This window comes from Adhaeretor mobilis, assembly GCF_007741515.1.
Classification (GTDB): Bacteria; Planctomycetota; Planctomycetia; order Pirellulales; family Lacipirellulaceae; genus Adhaeretor; species Adhaeretor mobilis.
Genome location: NZ_CP036263.1, coordinates 1,156,717 through 1,176,229, shown reverse-complemented (window position 1 = coordinate 1,176,229; position 19,513 = coordinate 1,156,717). Strand labels below are relative to the sequence as shown.

Sequence of the window (19,513 nt, the reverse complement as noted above, 5' to 3'; positions counted from 1 at the left end):
GAGAACAATAAAAACGGGGAAGCGGTTCGGGAAAACCGCGTTCAGGAGCGACACTATCCCCGCGTGCTATTGTACCTTGTGCACTATTCATGCGTCGAGTATCTAGCGGTCGCATGAAATTGCCACGAGCAACGCTACCGCTGCTGCAATGCGAGGGAAGGCAGCGTCCTGAAAACTCGCATGCAATCCGCCAGCCCCGCGCCGACGACCTTTCTGGGCTATTGCTGGCCACTTTTCAGCATGCTCTCATGTCCAGCCAATGGCCTAAATTCACGGAATACGATCGCCTACAGTGAACTAGAGTTGCACGGCGTCCGAAACACTCGCAGTTGCGATTGATAGCCCACCCCGGTGAGTTTTCGTGCTTGGAATACTAGGTTCAGCCACATGGACAGCGGACTCTCTCTGTGACTCGGGAGTGTCGAATGATGCTCTCACTCTCAGACCTCTCCGACAGCAGCCACCCAGCAAATCGACCGATGCGAGAACGACCCGCAAGACCCGAAGATTAATTTAAATCCGCACTTGTAGATTTCTCGATCAGCTTTTCAAAATATTCAGTCATGTGTGCGATCTGCTCAAACACGTTGGACTGGTTGCAGCTCTCATACGTAAGCCGATGACACTTACGGCAGCCAAAATACCTGGCGCCTGGCGGCAGATACAGCTTCCCAACCCGCCTTCGGCAGGCTACATCGCCTGAGATGAGCGGGCACGTAAACCATCGCCTCTGGCCGCCAAAGTTCGTCGCGGTCCACTGCAATTGGATCGGTATTTCGATACTTTCTTGCTCGCCTGAGCTGTACCTCAGCACGATCGTAGGCGATTGCCCCCACTCAACAACAAAGGCTATCTCGCTGCGTTGGCCTCCTGGCCACTCCCACCCGATTTGGCCACGACCGCGAGGGCGAATTTGTCCACGGAAGTCGCGCAATTCCAGCACCAGCGACTCTTCGACAGTCGCCATCTTGTCGGTCCGCCGCCATCTTCCACTGCCGGTTCCACCCACGACATTACCCTAAATTAGTGGCAACTTTTTGCCTAAATCAATTGTGATTGCTAGGCTGGATTCGCTACCCTCATGCTATCCGCTATTGCTGATTCTGGCTATATACAAGCACCGGACACCCTTTTCCTCAAAGGGTATATGCTACTGGAAGTTCCTAGATGATCGCCGCCTCACGAGAAGTCCAAAAGCAGCTACGAGCTCGCAACCAGCCGCTACTATCTCTAGCCTCCCACGATCTGCCGAACCTACTCCGCAAGATTGGAGACCAGCACTTTCCAGAGCTAGAGCAGTTGCCGTAGTTCAGCTTCGTTCAACAGGAGTCGCTAGCCTGCATTGGAGTTGGATCTGTCGGAATCTGAGGCATGGGCTGCTTTAATGTCCACGCTTGGAGCACATCAAGGCATTCAGCGATCCATGGGGCAAGCCTCGCAGCACGGTCCCCCAGCAGGGTAATTAGAGCGTAGCTAGACAGGCAGGGCTTCTACCTCGCCCTGATCGTAGTGCAGTACTCGCTCCGGCAGGCGCAGGGCGGCTAGGCGACTGCGGAAAGTAGACTAGCCATTCGCTAGGCTACCTTCATCCTGAAAGCTGACCATCAAACGCCTGCCTAAACTTCTCAATTTTGGGGGATTTATGCCTGGTTTCCAGCCAGACCCAGACTAGCCTGCAGCCTGTCGGCACCTTCATTTTCCAGCCCATTTAGCACCTCGTGTATGCTAGCCAAGTTCCGCAGATAGCAACGCCTTCGCAGCGCACGTCAACAGCCTTTGCTGCCGTTGGCCCAGACCTGTCTACGGACTCTTCTGAGAGAGATTCGCGACCAGTACAGTACTTTCCTGAAATCACGCCGCTTCCGGAGATCCACTTCGTGCAGCAGGATACGCTGGCCTGCATCGTACATCCCCAGAGTTCCGCAGAAGGGGCCGGGCGAGCATGAGCTAACGCACATGCGGGTGCCCGGCCGGGAGATCGACGGCCAGCTCGTCAGTCACCCGCCTGAGTTCTACCAGGCGGAGCGGGAGATCGCTCCTGAAAGAGAGCGGTCGTGGGATTGGATTTGGCGAAATCTGGGGCCCTGGCTGGAGGAACGGACCAAGTTGGAACAGATTAAATTCCTAAGAAAGCCAGTACAGCTGCTCACAGCCCGGTGACACAAGCGCGGCTAGTGCCCGCAGCGGCAGACTTCTGTCACCGTCACCGGCGTCCTACTCTGCCAGCCGCTCGGACTCGCCCTGGTCGTAAACAAGCTCTCGTTCTGGCAAACGCAAGGCACCCAGGCGGCTGCGGAACTCCTTGGGCTGCTTGCCTTCCTGGCGTTCTTTCCAGCGCTTTGCGACCGCGAAGTCGATACAAACCGGGTTGCTCATGGGTTCTTCCGCATCGCGAAAGCGTGAATAGTGCCCGTACACGCACAGCACTTCCGCATCGTAAGCGTTCCACCATGGGGCGCGTTCTTGCCGACGCAGCTTGCCGCTGGCAAAAAACGGTTCGGCGGCTCGTTGCTCCCGCCCTGAGGTGAGCAGTCGCACCGGGTTCAGGTTCTGCAGCGCTAGCCCGCGATCGACTTCGTCCCACTCGGGATGATCCGCAAAACTTGCTTCGATCTGCTCTTGGCTCTGTCGCAATAGTGCCGCCGCGTCGGTCTCGTTACGCACGGCTTCGATTGCCGCATCATCCCAGCACGCATGCACGACCCGCAGGTCGTCACGCTCCAGAGCGATCGGCAATTGGCGGAAGTGGTCGAGCGTCCGCTGGCGAGTTGCTTCGTCGGCTAAGCGAGCGGGTGTCTCGGTTTCCCCATCAAGTGCCCACGGCTCGCCGTAGAACCAGTGGTTGTCGTGCTTCCTGTCTTTCAGCAAAATGTTCAGGTCGTGATTCCCGAGCACGCACTGGGCTCGCTCCGCTGCTATCAATTCCGACACACGCTGGATGACCGCCGGGCTGTCAGGACCGCGGTCGGTGAGGTCTCCCAGAAACACCAGCCGCCGGGCTTGTGGGTGGGTGCCGTTGGCCGCGTAGCCTAGGCGGTCTAGCAATGTTTCCAGCGCGCCGATCTCGCCATGGACATCGCCTACAAGATCAATCGGGCCGGAGAATAGTTTGCGAACTAAGCTAGTCATCGATTTAATATCTCTTTTTGCTGGGGATACGATGTGGCTGGTCGAGCTGCTTTAGCGTGCCACGCGTGCTACGACGTAGTCAATTGCCACTCTACCTAGGGTAGCCTACAACGTGGCGAACTTCTTGCGTCGCCTGGCGCTACCCCGGGAGATCGATCACTGGTCGCTGACCACGCTCCGCGAAAAGTTAGTGAAGACTGGGGCAAAAGTCGTGCGGCATGCGAAGTACGTGACGTTCCAGTTGGCCGAAGTGGCAATGCCTCGGCGGCTGTTCGCCGCGATCCTCGACCGCATTGCGCGGTTGGCGATCCCGCCGTCCGAGGTCGCTGCGCCGCGAGGCTAACTCAATTGGTCGATGTAAGTCACGATTTGACGAGAAGTTGCGCGCCGAAGGGCGATTTGAAGCTCAAAGAACAGCCTTAAGCTACCTTGCGCCTACCACAGAACGAAAAAATGACACAAAATCGCGACGCGCTAGACACGGGGGGGGGCGCGCAGCGGTTACAATGGGGACCAAACTGTGCCGGGAGCGGTTCCCGGCTAATCCATCTGGGGAATCCTGGTTAAGTTAGAACCATTTCAGCAGTTTGGGCCGATCGCACTCGTCGCCGGTTAATGAATTTTGCGCAAGCATAATTGGGGACTGCGGGTTGGTTGCTGGAAAGAGGCGTCGTGTCATTATAAGTGATGTTACGTGGGGAGTCGCTGACGAAGTTTGGCCAGGGTGGGGTGATTGGGGGGTTACGGCAATCGTAGTTTTATTGTTTGCTAGCCAGTTTGTCGCTAGACTCTCCGGATAGTGTTGCTGCCCATCGTGTCGTGTTCTATGCCTCTCGGTAAACGATAGAGACGTCGTGGCATGATGTCACCAGACAATTCAGCGAAGAAGGTGGTTGAGATGTATTTATTTCACGGCAAGTTAGCGCAGCACGCCCCATTGAAACCGCTAGGACTTGTGTTCTTATTGCTGGGATTATTGTCTCACGCTTTGATTGGGCATGCTAATCAGAGGGTAGCAGTGCCTTCGGACGAAGATATTCGCAAAGCGAAATCGGAGATCCAAGACTTTTACGATGCCGAGTTATCTGAGACGAAGACCTCGCAACAACAGGGGGTATTTGCAGAAGCACTACTGGAAGATGCAAGAGTAATAAAAGGCGATCCCCGTTCAAAGTATGCCCTCTTCATGCTTGCTAGATCAAAAGCCTTATCTGCTAACGATATAGAATTGACCCTTCGTATAGCTGATGAGATTGCGGAGAGTTTTGAGATATCACCCGAGCGTTCAAAAGCACTTGCTATTTGTGCCATTGACAAAGCGAAAATGCGACTAGGCCGAGAGGAAGGAGAACGCATAGCTAGAGATGCCGTCTTGTTGATCGACCCATTGGTGGCTGAGAACGATATTGATCTCGCGTTTAAACTTGCAACTTATGCTGCCGAGACGGCGAAGGGTGCTCGCGACTTTCCTCTTTACAAGATTGCTTCAGACTTCCGGAATGATGTTGTAGTACTAAGGCGAGAAACTATTAGATACGTTCGTGCCAAGGAGCAACTCAAGCAGGGCGATTCGGCGGAAGCTTGTAGAATAGCTGGTCTGTTCGAATGCTTGGCTCTCAACAAATGGACAAGCGGGCTAGAATTATTAGCCCGTTCAGGGGATGTGAATCTCAGACAACTGGCGAATGAAACGCGCGATCTACTGAATGACAAGAATGACAAGAATGACAATGAAAAATCTGTCAAGCTGGCTGATGAATGGTGGAAGCGAATCTCTGCATTAGAGGGACGTAAGAAGAGGGTGCTGGCAAACTTTTCCAGCAAGCTCTATCAACGAGGACTCGATTCCTTAGACGATCGGGAAAAAGAGCGAGTTGCGAAACGAATAGAGGAAGCACACAAGATAAGTGCTTTGGCTCTCGGTAAGCCAATTCAATCATCGAATGAATTGCGATTCGATCGGAAAGACAGGCGAACCGAGGGTTCTCAGGGGGTCTCAGCTAGCAAAAAGCTTGCCCGTCTGCGAGATCATAAGTACCCCCTGCTTCGTTCCGAATACATTAAATTCGACGATGCATTCCAGGTGTCGTACTCAAGCGGTCCCAACCGCATCGAGATTTTGGCGTCATTTCAAGCCAAAGTTGATCTGCCGAAGCCCGATGCATTGCGAGTAGAGGTAATCATACACTACGAGTCCGGTGACGCGAGATTGCACCTGAAAAGTGCAAATCTGGTAATAGATGGCGTAGATTTTGTGAAATCGAGTGCTGGGAGAATGTCCGGAAAAGAAGAAGCCAAGTTGATTTATAAGCCCGACAACGAAGTGATACAGATGTTCGATGCATTGGAAAAGGCAAAGAAGGTTGAGCTAAAGCTAGTAGCCCGCTCGAAGGAAAAGGCAATAGACTTATCTGTTCAACAGGTTGCAGGCTTGACACAGCTATACGGGGCTTACAAGGCCATCCTCGAGGATTAGTACACTCGCACCCACGAAGCTCTGTGTGCGAAGCAAAGGAGGCCAAGTATCGCTCCGCGATACGAAAGCCGCAGCCTCAGGAGAGCTTCGTCACCTTTATAATGGTGGCAGTCGTTTCCTGCTTCGGCAATTCCGGTCGCGGAGCGATAGTGCTACGTGCTTCTAAGTCGGGGTCGGGGACGACACGGCTCGATCGGCCTCAAAAATGGCAGGCCGTTTCCCCTTTCCGCAGCTCCATGTTAGGCTGAACTGTTTGCCCAGGCCGCAAAGTCCCTCGCCTAGCGTTCTATGTCCACGACCGTTCTGCCCAAAGAAGTAGACTCCGAGCAACGGTAGCGTCCGTCAAGATGCGCACATTAGTTTTTAGGGTTTGCCCTTGCTGGTAGGTCCGCCCCCAACTTCGGAGCTGCTACGCAGCTCCGAAGTTGGGGGCGGGCGCGGCCTACGCGACCGCCTCCTCAGTCCCTTCCTGTTGCTCGCTCTCCTTCTGCTGATCGGCAAGCCGACTCATGTCCAGGTACTTCCGAGTGCCCCACTTCGTGCCCGCGATGTGACGCAGCCTAGCGGCGACCAGCATCAAAGCACTGTTGCCGTCTGGGAACGCTCCCACAACTCGAGTCCTGCGACGGATCTCTCGCATAATCCGCTCCAGCGGGTTGTTCGTCCGAATCCGTGTCCAATGCTCGCGAGGGAAAGCCATGTAGCTGAGCGTCTCGCTCGCCCCTTCCTCGACGCAGCGGGACGCCTTGGCCAACTTCATTACCTGGAGCTTCGCTACGACATCAGTAGCCTTCTTCTCCGCCGCCTCGCGGTCTTCTTGGGCATGGATCGCCTTGAGCATCGCCATCACTTCCTTCATCTTCGACGTAGGTACCGATGACGCCACATTGCGATACCAATGCACCATGCAACGCTGCCAAGCAGATTCTGGGTAAAACTCGGCCAGCGAATCCACTAAACCGAGACACTTGTCGCTGGTCACCAACTGCACGCCTTTCAATCCACGCTCTTTGAGATGCCTTAAAAAACTCTTCCAACTCTCGATATCCTCCTTCGTTCCCTCGCAGACACCCAGCACCTGACGATAGCCTTCCTGGTCCACGCCAATTGCTACCAGAACGGCCACGTTCTTCACTTCACCGCCCCACGAGCGTTTCAGCCAAATGCCGTCCAAGGCAATGTAAGCGTACTCGCCCTCAATGGGACGGTTACGCCACTGCTCGATTCGCTCGTACAACTTCTGGTTCAAGTCGCTCACCGCACTCGGCGAAACTCGCGTTCCCCACAAGGCTTCGGTAATATCCTCCACCCGTCGCACGCTTACGCCTGCGAGGTACATCTCCATCAGCGCTTCTTCGACACTCGATTCTCGCCGTCTGTAACGCTCAATAATCTGCGTCTCAAAAGGTAACGAGCGTAAGCGAGGGACCTTCAAATTCACTTCTCCTGCCTTCGTTTGCAGCTTTCGGTCGTACGAGCCAGCTCGCGTGTCGACACGGTCGGCAGACCGCTCGTAACGCTTCGCTCCGCAAAGCTGGTCCGCTTCTGCGTCGAGCAGCCCGTTGAGAGTCTCTTCGACGCTCGTGCGAACCACCTCATCGACATGACCGCGAATCTTTGACTCATCGACTGAAATTACGTCTCCGGTTACACTTGCCATCGTGGCAGTCTCCTTCGCTTGGTTGGTATTGGAATCGTTCAAAAACAATTCCTACCAAGCAGGGGCTGCCCGTTTAAGTGCGCAACTATTAGGACGTTATCCGAGCAACCATCGCCTGCTTCGTCGCGTCACACTGCTGGCGCGATCTGCATTCGCGGGCGCGGACGCATAATCTGAAGAATGTCGATCCACGAAGAGAAGAGTTGCGAAGGAACTTAGCGACGAAGGAAATCTATCACTTCGTCAATGACGACACTGGTGTGGACGTCAAGTGCAAGGAGGTGTTCAAAAAGAAGAAGCTTATAATCTACTATTCACGTATATCGAATCCTTTTACAATCAACAGCGACTGTGCCAGTTGCTCGATTATAAGTCACCCGATAGATATGAAGCCGGATACGCCCCGCCCTAGTGGCCTAAAAATCCGGCCCGCCGCTGTCCGTAAGTCGTGGGCTAGCGCGGTTATTTGCTGCGGCCGATCATAGTCGCAATGAGGAACTAATCCAAAATGCCCAAGGCAAAACACGAACACGTTGACCCTGCTTTGGGAAACTCGCTGAATTCGTTAAAGCTTCTTGTCGCTGTCGTTTTAGTTACCCTAGTTGCTCTAGCTACATATTTCGCCTTCTTTCACGATACTTGGGACATTGACAATTCAAGTGAGATTTCCGCACGGTCAAAGGCGGTGATTAAAGCAGCTTCAGAAGACAACCACCCGGAGACAGCACGTCTTCATAGAGAATTGATGGATTTCATTGGTGATAATGAAATACATCACGATTTCATTGGCGAAATGATTCAGGATGCGATCGATGCTCAAAGCAGGGTTCAAGAACTAGCAAGTCAAAAAGTTTTAGCTGATCAGGCAGGATTCGACGCGTACAATAAGGGAATCCCAATCACAAAGGCGCCCAAGCAACTAAAGGGTGTCTGGATTAAGGCCTGGAAGTATGCAAGAGCTGTACATAGAGAAAAGCAAGCAGAAGCCGAAAGGAAGGAAGCGAAGAAGAGAAAACTACAAAGCATGAAGGAAGCATGGTACGCGGGTGAAGCAAAAGCCCGAGAGAAAGATGGATATTACAGCAGTAGGCAATATGACTACGACGCAGAAACACTTCAACAGTTCAGACTGCAACTGAAGGAGTTGCCAAAAGGAGGGGGAGTCGAGGCTCTGCAGCTGGCGTTGATAATTGGATTAGGGCATAAAATGGAGCAGGACAAATATCATTCTATGAGTGACCATCTGAGACAGTATGGTGTGAATAACGAGGCACAGTGGCTTGAACTCGTTGAGCTATCTTCAAGACTTAGGTGGACAAAAGACTGAGAAGGGCAATGCCAGAGGAGGATAAAAAAGGGTCAGGTCTGAATGGCATTAACATTCACTCAAAGCCCTAGCGGCTAAGGTCGCAATGTCCTGCCATTGTACAGATTCACACATAATCGGCCTCTAAAAGATTTCGAGTTGTGAGCGTTCGGTCACTGGCTCTGAGGGCACTGGTTCAGTGCTGGCGATCGCCGCCGTCACCGTTGGCTCTTGAGGCGGGGCGACTTCTTCAAACGTCGTCCCAAACATCCAATCGGCGGCCTTCTGGGCCTTCCCTGCAGCTTGCACGACGAGCTTGTTATCGTTCTGGAGTTGCTTGCTGTGCTAGCCTGCACCCTTCGTATCGCCATTCGATTTTTCGTTAGGTTGGAAGGTATTGAGTAATTCACTTTTAGAATGGAGAAAGTACAGCGAGTTTTACGAAACAAGACCTTGAATCCACGTATCCGGGCAGCGCGTGTGAGGTGGCAAGCGTGAAGGCGGAGGAAGTGTACGTGTTAGCCCGCCTTAATATTCGCCACGTGTTCGTTTCGCCTTCTCAAATTCCCAGATCGCCCTGGATGCGCTTTCAATATCAGCTCGACTCTCACCAGGAAGCTCTCTCTGCAGTTTTCTATTCAAATAGTCCCACTGATTTTGTGGCATGTCACGTGGCCTTGTCGATGAATGCCTTGAAGAGGATGTCATCGATGACGTGTCTGAGGAATCGGAGGTTGTAAACAACGCAAGCAATGCGCAGAACGCAAGGACTACTAAGAAACCATTATTTGATTCGCTCTCTTGGCTAGTTTGAGAAACTTTGCGCTGAGGTTTTGATCGGCGTTTTCTGACTGGGTTCACCTTTTTTCTGGGTTTAGTAATTTCCTTTTCTCGATACTCGCGATTCTTGAGTGCGCTTTCAATATCGTGTGCTGACATACCAGAATAGCGCTGCATGAAGCTAGTTTCGGTACAGGTTAGTGCAATTCCTTCGGCCAACGCGGCTTCGCTTGGTTGGCAATTGCAACAGACATCTCCTGTTAGAGTACTTCCACAATCGTCACAAATAGGTGGGCCAAGCTTGTCTATGACATTGTCAGAGTAAAGAACTTTAATGGCCCCCGCGCGAGTCCAAGGTGTCGATTCGCCTCTAAAGACCCTACGAGTTGATGTTGATGGCAGTATCTTGCAGGTATCCGCGAGACACTTTATTTCGTCACCAGAAATAGGTCCAATTTCGATACCTTCGATCAGGTAATACCATTCAGCAGACATTTTATTCACCTTACTAAAGGTTATTTTCCATTCTCGAAAAGCTTAGATATTTTGGCCGAATTCCCAAGTATGAGGACAATCTCTGCATTCGTATCTCCCGTGGCCAGCGAAACGTCGTCCGACACGCGCCCCTAGTGCTCGAAAGAAACCGCCCTCATTTCGTTCCAATGCAATCCGATCGACCGTGTTCAAACTACCACACGCGGGGCACTTCCCCACCGATCCCGGCGGTCTCACTTCGATCGCCTCTTTCGTATTTAAAGGGCAACCGCAATGTATACAGGCGGTAGCTTTGTCAGAAACGTCATGCTTGCAGTCAGGACAGGAGATAAGAGCCATCGCTGTGATCACTAACTCAGGATTAGAAAAGTCGTTTCCGGCGTCCCGCACAGCTGACCCTACCTGGTTGTATAGCGAGTGCGGTGCGCCAAAGCAGCGAGTGTCGCTGTCATGATCAGGAACAAAGAACTTGGTTCGGGAATGCCCTCAAAAGACCAACTCAAGATATCATGATTCTGAGAAGCGCCGCCCGTTCCAGCGCTTAAACCGGCGAATGCTCTGAAAGATCCCTTGAGTACAGTTGAGATATCGATTGCTTGCGTAAGAATCGACAATTCAGGTCTCGCCGCAAGGTCAGAGAACCGGACTTCCAAATTCGTTCCGTCATAGTCGATCCAAGCATATTTTACGAGTCCATCATTCAGATCGCTGGGAGCTGTGACTGTGAAAGGGGAGCCCGCTCCATGATCTTCCATTCCAAAAAGTGTGATACCAATATGATTATTGTTTGGATCGTTGTTCTCGGGGTTGTTCCAAGTGTCGAACTCTACCGCGACGGTATTTGGAACAGCATTCCCCAAGCTGCCTCCAGAATTGCCAGCAAGAGTACCACCGGGTTGCAACACGAAGGCAAGTCCGTCGGCTCCTGGGTTAGAGTCGTTAGCAATTTGAAAGCTAAAAGCCGTGCTGAACTTGAAAACACTCGCCTCCTCGTTTCGATAAATACTACCTGACTGAATTCCGAGTGCTGGAGTTAGCCGCATCACCACTCCAGCAGGTGTTGTCACCGGACTAGCGTCACGATTTATTATCAGCGCGGATGTGTCTGAAAAATCAGTGTATTCAAATGTAATCGCATGTGCTGATCGCTGTTGAATTCCCACAAGTCCAGCGAACAAGCAGAACTTTAGTAGTCCACGACCCTTGGTTTTGCTTTGCATTAGTACTTTTTCCAGTTGAATTGATCGTTTATCAGGTAGTTCAAATTGGATGGCAATTTACCACGAAAATTGAAGAACTTCAAATAAAACGAGGGGGTATACAGGACTACGCAAAGAATGAACCTGTGCAGATCAGGTTGCGTACGTGTTTTAGAGCAACTAACGTTTCGTCCTTAATTTCAGGAGGTTTTACTGTGAATGCCGCTCACGCGGAGAGTCTGCTAGCTCACTTGCAGCAGATTCCCGACCCGCGTGGGGCTAAAGGAAGGCGCCACTCATTGCAGGCCATGCTGGCCACCGTTGCCTGTGCCGTATTGTGCGGTGCGCGAGGCTATGAAGCCATTGCCCAGTGGATTCACGCTCAAGAGAAGAGCGTTTGGTATCTGCTGGGGTACTTTCGCACGCCGCCCAAAGAAGGCGCGTTTCGTTACTTACTGAACATGATGGACCCGGAGCAACTCGAACAAGCCTTGCGTGCTTGGATCACTCCTCACGCAGAAGTCGACCCCCAAGCAATGGCCTGCCTAGCCATTGATGGAAAGACGCTTTGTAAGACCCTGGATCGGTACGGCAAGTCGGTCCATCTCTTGAGCCTGTTTGATCAGCAGACCGGCTGCGTACTCAGCCAAATGCCTGTCTCGGGAAAGACGAACGAGATTAAGACCGCCCCCGAAATTCTCCAGACGCTTGTCTTGGAAGGACGTGTGGTGACCGGAGACGCGATGTTCGCACAGACCGAGATTTGTAGGACCATTACCGATTCGGGCGGTGACTTCCTGATTGTCGTAAAAGGCAATCAGGGAAACTTAGAAGAAGACATCGCCGGTGATTTCTTACCGGCCTTTTCCCCCCGCCAGTCAGCATAAAAAAGAGGCGTTCCAAACCGAGGTCCGGACGCACACCAAAGAGCATGGTCGCGTTATCACGCGGCATCTTCAGGCCAGCACGCGGATCGTTCCGCACCTCTCTCGCTGGCCCGGACTTCGGCAGGTGATTCGCTTAGAGCGTACGAGTCGTCGCAACAACGAGACGATCACCGAGGTCCAGTATGCCATCACCAGTCTCTCTCCGCAGCGTGCCGATGCGGAGAAGCTGCTTGAGATCTGGCGTAGCCATTGGGGCATTGAAAACCGTTTGCACTGGGTTCGTGATGTCCTCTGGCAAGAAGACCGTTGTGGGGTCCGTCATCACCGTGGAAGCCAAAACTTAGCCTGCTTCCGCAATGCGGCTATCAATCTGCTCCGTTTAGCCAAAGTCCCCAGCCTCATCGGTGCTATCAGAGAAAACGCTTACCGAGTCGATAAGCTATTCGCCAAGCTGGGTATCATGAAACTTTGAATCGCCCTGAGGGGGTATAAGAGAATGCCAAGAGCAGCAGTAAAACAAGAAAGCCCTTGAGAAGATTGAATAGTCTAGTAAGCGTTCCCGCAATTGCCTGGATTCACATACCCTGCGAGGTGGTCCTGAATTGACGGACATGTGTGGGAGTACCCACGGGAGAACCTAGACACCGGGGGTATGCGGTATCACATTGCCGTCAGCGTCACGTTTCGGCCCACGCCCGTTGTCGGGACAATTGATGATGACTGTACGCAAGGGCTCTTGCTGGTCCTCAGATTCAGGCGGATCGACACCCACTAGATAGCGAGACAACCAATCCCGCGCCCGGGCATCCCCTTTCTTGGCATCCTCGATTGCCCGGCCGACGACCTCCTGCCAATCTTCGAGAGTGACGCGGTTGGTAATTGCGGCAAGATAGTCAGCTTCAACCGCTCGTCGAGGCCGCCCAGGCCCACCGGGGTTCCCCTTTAAGAATCGCCCGTTGTTGCTTCGGTCCCTAGCCATGGTGAGATCCTGTGAATAGCGCTTGAAAAGTGAGGCCTCCGGAAGAAGGGGCCCGACCTCCTTAAGCTATAGCATCTGAAAGTCTGAGCTGTCCTCATACGGCCTGCCAAGCCTGCTGAGGGCGATTGCAGCCTAGCACCTCCCAGAGCTAGCGCAGTTGTCGCAGGACAGCTTCATTCAACAGGAGTCGCTCCCCTGCATTGAGAGTGGATCTGGCGGAACCGGGGTCATGGGCTGCGTGATAGTCCGCGTCTGGAGCAGATTAAGGTACTTAAGAAGCCTTGGGCTAAGGCACGTGGCACGATCCCCAAGCAGGGATGCTAGCTCGGCAAGCCGGACGAGCCAGAAGACTTTGCGGAGCGATTTACGTTCGAATTGAATGGATGCGTGCTGCTGGAGATGGACTCGGAGCTTTACGACCCCGATTCAGCGAATCCTAGAAAGCCTCGCTAAGAAGACACATGCAGCAATAAAGCTACTGCGGTTGAGGAACCATCATTCGTGCCACTGGCCAAACAATTCATCAAGCTGTCGTACGACACCGTGCTGAACACGCGTGATCGCTTGGAGTGTGCGTTTGTCACCGTCCTCTTCCGACGCCTCCTTAGGGAGCTGTGGTATCAACGCTTTTGCAAAGTCTTTGACTTTCGTGGCGAGAGACTGATGCTCGATGCCATGCAAATAGGTTTCGTGGAGTGGGTGGCTCGACACGAAATTGCCAAGCGGTTCTTCTGCCGTCTTCGAAGTCGGCCACACGGTCGCATCGTTCTCAGTGATACTGAAAACATCCTTGAAACATTTCGCGATGCTTTGTTCATCTTCTTCTCCGACCAGATACCCATTGATGCCGATAAAGGCGAAGTCTTTGCGTTTGTTCGCCACAGCAAATGAATCCGGGTACCAGCAGGGAGGCTTGGCCGACTTCTGTTCATCTCCTTGAGGTTCAGCGCGAGCCTGTTCCGAACTGGCCGATTGCGAAGAAAAAAGCTCATCCATGCCAAAAGCAGGAAAGACCACATTCATCACTTCCAGATGGAACCGGTACTTGGGCGCTCGGCCGCCCAGAGTTGTGTCAAACGATTGTGAACTGGTGGGACCCGACTGGAATGCAAAGTCGAAGGCTTGCGCTTCACGCCCGGACCACAGTGTTAGCTTCTTACTGCCAAAAATAGCGGCTCCGAATCCCTCGATGGGAGACGGAGAGGTATTCGTAGACTTCACGTCAGCGGATACGTCGGGTGCATCGGTCGAACGCCGACAGCGTATAAGAATAGGCTGTTGGCCATTCTGCAAATCCGATTCCGAGAGCCAGAGCATGATAATCAACCGCCGGTGCTCAGCGAGATACATTCGTTTGCCGGTGTTGTCGGTTCGCAAGTAGATGCCTTTATCAACCAGCTCATCGAAAATAGACGGGGAGATCGGTTCGGCATCTTTGAGAACCGCAAGGAGGATGAACGCATCATCAGTGCTCGGCGATGGGTTAGTTCGACAACCTTTGTCGTACCACTGCTCGAATAGCTGGCGATTCGACTCAACAGCGTCACGGCACGCGGGGAGATCCTTGGCTTCAAGCAAGTGCCGATTGACTTGTCCGGCAATAGAGTCACCTCGGCCATACGCATGTTCGGTGTCATAGGGGACTTCGATTCTCAATGATGCTTCTGCGTTGACCGTGCCATCGTCAGACAGTGCAGAGCCTGTCCAGTTGTGAGAACCGATGTAGACGACCGATTTCCCTTGTGACGGAATCGCAAGATAGATGAGCTTGGAATGCAGCAAGACAAGCCTAGGTTCGCGCCTCGTGCGGACTATTGGGTCCATGAAGTACTTGAGCTTGGCGCGACTGGAACCAATGGCGCCCTGCAAATCAAGCAGCGGGTCAAAACCGCAACTACAGCTGAGAGAGCTAATTCCAAATGAACCGGTCTTGCTCATGGCATCGACAAGCAACGGCCGGCCGATGGTGCAAATTCCGGCATTCGAAACATAGGCAACGAGGAATCGGCACATCAGGCACTCGCGCAGGTCGCCCTGAAGCCGCTCCACAAACTCTCTTGAAACCAGATTCTCGCTGAAAAATGTTGTCACAGTCTTTCAAGGGTTCTAAGTACGATCGAGCAGGAATTCACTGACGGGGAGGTGGGCATGGTCGCCTCTAGACAACATCGAAATTTCTCCAGCCTCATTTGTTTCGAGCCGGATGTGCCAATGGCGGATGCTCCCGTCCCTATCTGGCGACGTGTGGCAGTTATCGAGCTGCTTCGCGAGGTCGTTATATGGGATTAGTAGCACTTTATCGGGCGAGTTAAGACCAAATGCGCAATGAGCATTGCCGTGTTTTTCGAGAGATTCTTTTGTCGTACGCTTAAGACCAAACCAGTAGCCTCCAGAATCATATTCTCGCGACACTTGGCAGGAGACCAAGACGGAATCGTCAGGCGATCCCCAGACAACGCGAGATCGCTTTACCAACGACTTGCCAAATCGTCTTTCCAGCCTAGGAAGAATCTCGCCGTGGAAGTTTGCAGCAGGAGTATCCTTCGTTCGGGGCTCTGAGTGCTCGACTTCCGGTTCCTCGGTATTGTCCTGTGCGTCCTCAGCGGTAGAGAACACCAGATCAACAATACTATCGAGACGTGTAAATTCTTTGGGGATTAGCAAGTTCTGAATTTGCCGCTCGACAGCGGGGTCGTCTAGCGACTCCCTTAGCTGCAAAAGACGGAACAGAGCGCGCATGCCGAGAAGACGGATGTCCCAAGCGAACCGTGAACCGCGAACTTGGGCTTCGAGGTCTTCGGTACTTTCATCACCTACGACCAGCAAGATGGAGATGCTTTCTGGTTCGACAGCTAGGTCAGGAGCAATCTGCTTTCGGTAGTCAGCAATTCGGGCGAGATTGATCGAGTAGGCTGTAGAGCACTTCGATTCTACTAGAATTGATTGTCCATTGGGAATCTGCCACAGGCCATCGTACCCTTCGTTACTATGACCTCGATACACACCCGGACGGACAACAAAATTCAGCCGGTGACCAATCTCGTTTACTATGTCCTGCACGACGAAACCGAAATCGGAGAATCGTGATGTCAGGCACTCTTCAATCCATTCACCAAGAATGTCGCTAGGTACAACGGCCAGCAACGCTCTCAGTTCGGCGGTGGTTTCGTTGCCATCCCGAAGCTTCCCTTCACCAGCAAACGCAATTAGTTGCTCTAATCGTTTGCTTGTAACTTGGGTTCGGTCACTGTTCCATAGGTCAATTAGTGTCATCGTCGATTCATCCCTAAATAACTTCCACCCAGCCAACTAATCGCGAATCGTACCCTCGGTCCTTGCCCAGTACGCCGCGGTGCGACAACTCGCGCTGAATCATCGGCTCGAAAACATCCGTGGCGATTTTGAGGGGACTGGCAGAGCCGCTCGCGGGCGGTAAGCGGAAAAGCTGATTGACTTGCTTTTCCCACACGGGAACGCGAGCCCCTTCTGTGTCGATTCCCAACGGAACGATCAAGTTCTTTGTTTCGCCACGGTCACCGTGGGTCGTGACGTGCCAGAGAGACAAGACGCCGCTTTGTCCGTCAGCGCTAGCGACTCGGATACCGAGCTGTACCGGGTCGAGCTCACGAAACTCCTCGATGTAGCGAACAACTTGTGGATGATCGAGACCCAGAAGCTCAAGCGTATCGGAATCTAATGATTGTTCGCGGTCCGTTGTGAATTGTTTCTCCGAGTCTCCGTTAGCGGCCGACAAGGTCACCAAATCATTGGGCTCCATTCGCAAATCTCGACCCTCTTGTTGCGCTGCTGCCTTCACAAATGCGACGATATCATTCATTCCCTTGCTTGTATCCGCTAGCGGTTCGTAGTCGTCGAGCGAAAACCCATCGAGGTCTTGAAAGAGTTCATGGACGGCTGTACGAGCTTCTTGAGCGTTCGACAGCGCGGCTTCGAGTTCGACCTTGGTCCGTTTTAGTTTCGGGTCAGAAATGGCTTGGGCGTAGAGTTGCTCATAGCTGAGTCGCTCGGAGAGTTGGCCAAGAATTTGGCTACGAAGGTCTTCAGCGACTTCGCCGTGCTCATCGACTTTACCCAGTGTCTTGGCGATTTCCTTCAGCTTGTCGTCGAGCAACAAGAAGATACGGCCTTCGATCGTGTCGGAGAGCACGAGGTTATAGACTTGGGCTGTATCTTTTTGACCATAGCGATGAATGCGCCCAATCCGCTGTTCGAGGTCCATCGGATTCCACGGCAAGTCGAAGTTGAAGAGGATCCGGGCGTGTTGCAGGTTGATACCTTCGCGACCTGCTGCTGTGCAGATCATCACTCGAGGGCCTTCCGGTTGCTTGAACCGCTTCTCCGCAGCTGCCTTGGTACCGTGGTCGCCACCCTTTAGTACCACAACACCTTGGCCAGGGTAGGCTTGGTCAATCTGTTCTCCCAGCATTTCAACACTACCCAAGTACGTCGCAAAAATAACGACTCGTTCTTGGGGATTCTGTTTCCAAAGAGTACCGAGCGCCTGCATCAGGTTCTGTACCTTAGTCTCCGTTTGCTTGGGAAACTTTTGAAGTAGGTCTCGAATGCGGTTTCGCTCTTCGGGTAGCGCCAGCTTGACGGCTGTCGCGACCGAGTCTTCACTCGAAGTGGTGGCGGTCTCTTGAGAGTACTCACTCGACAAGACAGCCAAGTCTTCGTCTTTCATGTCCTTGAGTAGCCGCCGTTTCATGTCGGCAACCAGACGCTCGGCTTCAACTCGACCCATTTGGTCGTCAGGCAAGCCATATTCGTTCCGCATCAGCTCGCGAGCTTCCGAGTACGACGCATCCCGAGCCTCGATGTCCAAATTGTTGTCGTGCATCAAGCCTTCTTGGACCGTCAACGCAATCAGGCGGCGGCGAAGCGTACGATGCACAGCCGCAAAACTACTGGCGGCGATTTTCTGGAATATCGTCATCACGAATCCCAAGGCTCGGCCTTTGTTGCCTTGTTTCTTCGCCAGGGCAAAGCCGTCCATCAGGTAGACGTTCAGTTCGTTGTAGAAATCCCGCTCGTCGTCCGACATCACAAACGACTCGGTATGCACCCACCGCCGAGCAAACAGTGTCGAGCCGTCGGGACGGCAGGCATCCGCTTTTGTGCGTCTGAAAATGACCGAATTCAACCGATGCCGGTTGTCGATCATGTCGGCGGGGCTCGTAAACAGCGTCGGCTCTAGCAGCTGGACCAGCATGTAAAACCGAAAGTGATCGCCTTGGTGAGGCGTGGCCGACAGCAAGAGCAAGTCACGGCAATGGTCTCGCAGTACTTCGGCCAATTTGAAGCTTTCGGTGCGACGGACCTTGGTGCCGTTGCGGTAGGCACTCAAGTGATGGGCTTCGTCAAAAACCACCAAATCCCAAGTAGGTGCGTCTTTGAGTCTCCTCAAACGCGGTTTCATTTTGAGCGTATCGACGCTGGCAATAAGCCGATCGTGTTTGGCAAACGCATTGGACTTCCGGTCGGTGACGTCACCCTGCGAACCGAAGACCTCAAAATCCAGATTGAAGACTTCGTTCAGCTCATGATGCCAGTTATTCACCAAACCAGCGGGCACCACCATCAACGCGCGATTCAATTCTCCACGACTGGCGAGTTCACGAAGTACCAAAGCCGTCTCAATGGTCTTACCTAGCCCTACCTCATCCGCAATCAGATAGCGGCGAGGAGAAGCAGTGGCTACGCGATGGGTCAGGACAACTTGATGCGGCAGCAGATCAATTCGAGCTGATGTCAGAGCTGCCGCACTGTCAATTAGGGGGAGCGCATGAGCTTGATAAGCCAACCACGCTCGGAGGTTGCGTTGCTGGCCCGAGGCAACGTTCTGCACGACAAGCTCAGCACGACTAAGTGCTGCTGACAACGAGGCGGACGGCACCTGGCGTTCACCCGCATCACCAGAAAACAACACACGAGCAAATCCATCCGTACCGGCAACGAGCACCGCACCTTCACCGTATTGAGCGTGGCGTACTCGTTGTCCAGGCTGGAGTGGCGTTTCGCTCATGAGTTTGGCAGCAGAGGAAAATGGTGTCCGGCACGGGTTATGAGATTCGAGGGTGATAGAGTCCGAGACTGTTTCCGTCGGCGTCCTGGATTTCCTTGAGGTCCTTTGCGGCGCCGTTGAAGAGGCAACGTCCGAGTGGGATTTGCTGGCCCTTGAATTCACCGGCGCAATGCATGCTCCATCCATCATCGCTGGTTCTATATTTCAGCCGCCGTGAATCGACAAACCACAAGATGAGAGCAGCTTGAGTGCCACCGTCGGCTACTTCGCCCTGGTATGAGACCATAGCCTTGTAGAACACGTCCTGCAGCCACTTGGTGGCTTCTTCGGGAGGCAAGGCATCAATACAACTCTCCAAACCGGCAACGACCAGCGTCTCTTCGTCAACCATTGAGGCATCCACATCTGACCACCGGTCGTTGAACAGTTGGCGAAAATGTCGCAGACTGATGACTTCGTCTGAACGGCAAAGACTATTGAGCGAATCCGCATCCCAGAGAATGCTAATGCCGCGACGCTTCCAGAGGTCATCATTGATGAGTGGTTTGTCCATCAG

16 protein-coding genes and 1 pseudogene are annotated in these 19,513 nt (G+C 53.1%); 6 read left to right on the top strand and 11 right to left on the bottom strand.

Going from position 1 to position 19,513, the window contains the following annotated elements:
• The first annotated feature begins 113 nt into the window (after window positions 1-113).
• Window positions 114-296, top strand: a complete 183-nt coding sequence (locus tag HG15A2_RS04555) for a hypothetical protein (protein WP_145058278.1) — start codon at window positions 114-116, stop codon at window positions 294-296.
• A 212-nt stretch (window positions 297-508) separates the two neighbouring features.
• Here HG15A2_RS04555 and HG15A2_RS04550 read toward each other — a convergent pair whose 3' ends face one another.
• Window positions 509-1,009 carry a hypothetical protein gene (locus HG15A2_RS04550; protein ID WP_145058276.1) on the bottom strand — a complete coding sequence of 167 codons (501 nt, stop codon included), beginning with the start codon at window positions 1,007-1,009 and terminating at the stop codon, window positions 509-511.
• Between the two features lie 1,205 nt (window positions 1,010-2,214).
• A complete protein-coding gene (locus tag HG15A2_RS04545) occupies window positions 2,215-3,129 on the bottom strand; it encodes a metallophosphoesterase (protein ID WP_145058274.1) in 915 nt (304 codons plus the stop codon).
• A gap of 91 nt (window positions 3,130-3,220) precedes the next feature.
• Between HG15A2_RS04545 and HG15A2_RS04540 the strand changes: the two are divergent.
• Both HG15A2_RS04540 and HG15A2_RS04535 read left to right on the top strand, forming a co-directional pair.
• Window positions 3,221-3,472 (top strand): annotated as a pseudogene (locus tag HG15A2_RS04540) (transposase); the annotation flags it as partial.
• 516 nt (window positions 3,473-3,988) lie between these two features.
• Window positions 3,989-5,605: a hypothetical protein gene (locus HG15A2_RS04535; protein ID WP_145058270.1), complete on the top strand. Its 1,617-nt coding sequence runs from the start codon at window positions 3,989-3,991 to the stop codon at window positions 5,603-5,605.
• Window positions 5,606-6,047: 442 nt separating this feature from the next.
• Here the strand turns inward: HG15A2_RS04535 and HG15A2_RS04530 are convergent, their stop codons facing one another.
• Window positions 6,048-7,265, bottom strand: a complete 1,218-nt coding sequence (locus tag HG15A2_RS04530; protein ID WP_145058268.1) for an IS256 family transposase — start codon at window positions 7,263-7,265, stop codon at window positions 6,048-6,050.
• A 508-nt stretch (window positions 7,266-7,773) separates the two neighbouring features.
• Here HG15A2_RS04530 and HG15A2_RS04525 point away from each other — a divergent pair.
• On the top strand, window positions 7,774-8,592 hold the full coding sequence (locus HG15A2_RS04525; RefSeq protein ID WP_145058266.1) for a hypothetical protein: 819 nt from the start codon (window positions 7,774-7,776) through the stop codon (window positions 8,590-8,592).
• Window positions 8,593-8,715: 123 nt separating this feature from the next.
• Here HG15A2_RS04525 and HG15A2_RS23795 read toward each other — a convergent pair whose 3' ends face one another.
• The 3 genes from HG15A2_RS23795 to HG15A2_RS04515 all read right to left on the bottom strand — a co-directional run bounded on the left by HG15A2_RS23795 (window position 8,716) and on the right by HG15A2_RS04515 (window position 11,009).
• Window positions 8,716-8,880, bottom strand: a complete 165-nt coding sequence (locus HG15A2_RS23795) for a hypothetical protein (RefSeq protein WP_218932323.1) — start codon at window positions 8,878-8,880, stop codon at window positions 8,716-8,718.
• Between the two features lie 219 nt (window positions 8,881-9,099).
• Window positions 9,100-9,846, bottom strand: a complete 747-nt coding sequence (locus tag HG15A2_RS04520) for a DUF4339 domain-containing protein (RefSeq protein WP_145058264.1) — start codon at window positions 9,844-9,846, stop codon at window positions 9,100-9,102.
• A 398-nt stretch (window positions 9,847-10,244) separates the two neighbouring features.
• Window positions 10,245-11,009, bottom strand: coding sequence for a lectin-like domain-containing protein (locus HG15A2_RS04515; RefSeq protein ID WP_218932322.1), 765 nt, complete (start codon window positions 11,007-11,009; stop codon window positions 10,245-10,247).
• Between the two features lie 251 nt (window positions 11,010-11,260).
• On the opposite strand from HG15A2_RS04515, the gene HG15A2_RS24770 reads away from it, so the two are divergent.
• Both HG15A2_RS24770 and HG15A2_RS24765 read left to right on the top strand, forming a co-directional pair.
• The gene (locus HG15A2_RS24770) at window positions 11,261-11,932 is read left to right on the top strand and encodes an ISAs1 family transposase (protein WP_218931927.1); all 672 of its coding nucleotides are present in this window, start codon (window positions 11,261-11,263) and stop codon (window positions 11,930-11,932) included.
• Window positions 11,892-12,404 carry an ISAs1 family transposase gene (locus HG15A2_RS24765; RefSeq protein ID WP_145057890.1) on the top strand — a complete coding sequence of 171 codons (513 nt, stop codon included), beginning with the start codon at window positions 11,892-11,894 and terminating at the stop codon, window positions 12,402-12,404. The genes HG15A2_RS24770 and HG15A2_RS24765 overlap by 41 nt, the downstream gene beginning before the upstream one ends.
• A 165-nt stretch (window positions 12,405-12,569) precedes the next feature.
• Here HG15A2_RS24765 and HG15A2_RS04500 read toward each other — a convergent pair whose 3' ends face one another.
• The 5 genes from HG15A2_RS04500 to HG15A2_RS04480 form a co-directional block, all read right to left on the bottom strand.
• Complete coding sequence (locus tag HG15A2_RS04500) at window positions 12,570-12,911, bottom strand: hypothetical protein (RefSeq protein WP_145058258.1); 342 nt, start codon at window positions 12,909-12,911, stop codon at window positions 12,570-12,572.
• Between the two features lie 495 nt (window positions 12,912-13,406).
• Window positions 13,407-15,002 carry a phospholipase D-like domain-containing protein gene (locus HG15A2_RS04495; RefSeq protein ID WP_145058256.1) on the bottom strand — a complete coding sequence of 532 codons (1,596 nt, stop codon included), beginning with the start codon at window positions 15,000-15,002 and terminating at the stop codon, window positions 13,407-13,409.
• Between the two features lie 15 nt (window positions 15,003-15,017).
• The gene (locus HG15A2_RS04490; protein WP_145058254.1) at window positions 15,018-16,184 is read right to left on the bottom strand and encodes a hypothetical protein; all 1,167 of its coding nucleotides are present in this window, start codon (window positions 16,182-16,184) and stop codon (window positions 15,018-15,020) included.
• A 13-nt stretch (window positions 16,185-16,197) separates the two neighbouring features.
• Window positions 16,198-18,957 carry a DEAD/DEAH box helicase gene (locus HG15A2_RS04485; protein ID WP_145058252.1) on the bottom strand — a complete coding sequence of 920 codons (2,760 nt, stop codon included), beginning with the start codon at window positions 18,955-18,957 and terminating at the stop codon, window positions 16,198-16,200.
• Between the two features lie 37 nt (window positions 18,958-18,994).
• Window positions 18,995-19,510, bottom strand: coding sequence for a hypothetical protein (locus tag HG15A2_RS04480; protein ID WP_145058250.1), 516 nt, complete (start codon window positions 19,508-19,510; stop codon window positions 18,995-18,997).
• Between the last annotated feature and the right edge of the window lie 3 nt (window positions 19,511-19,513).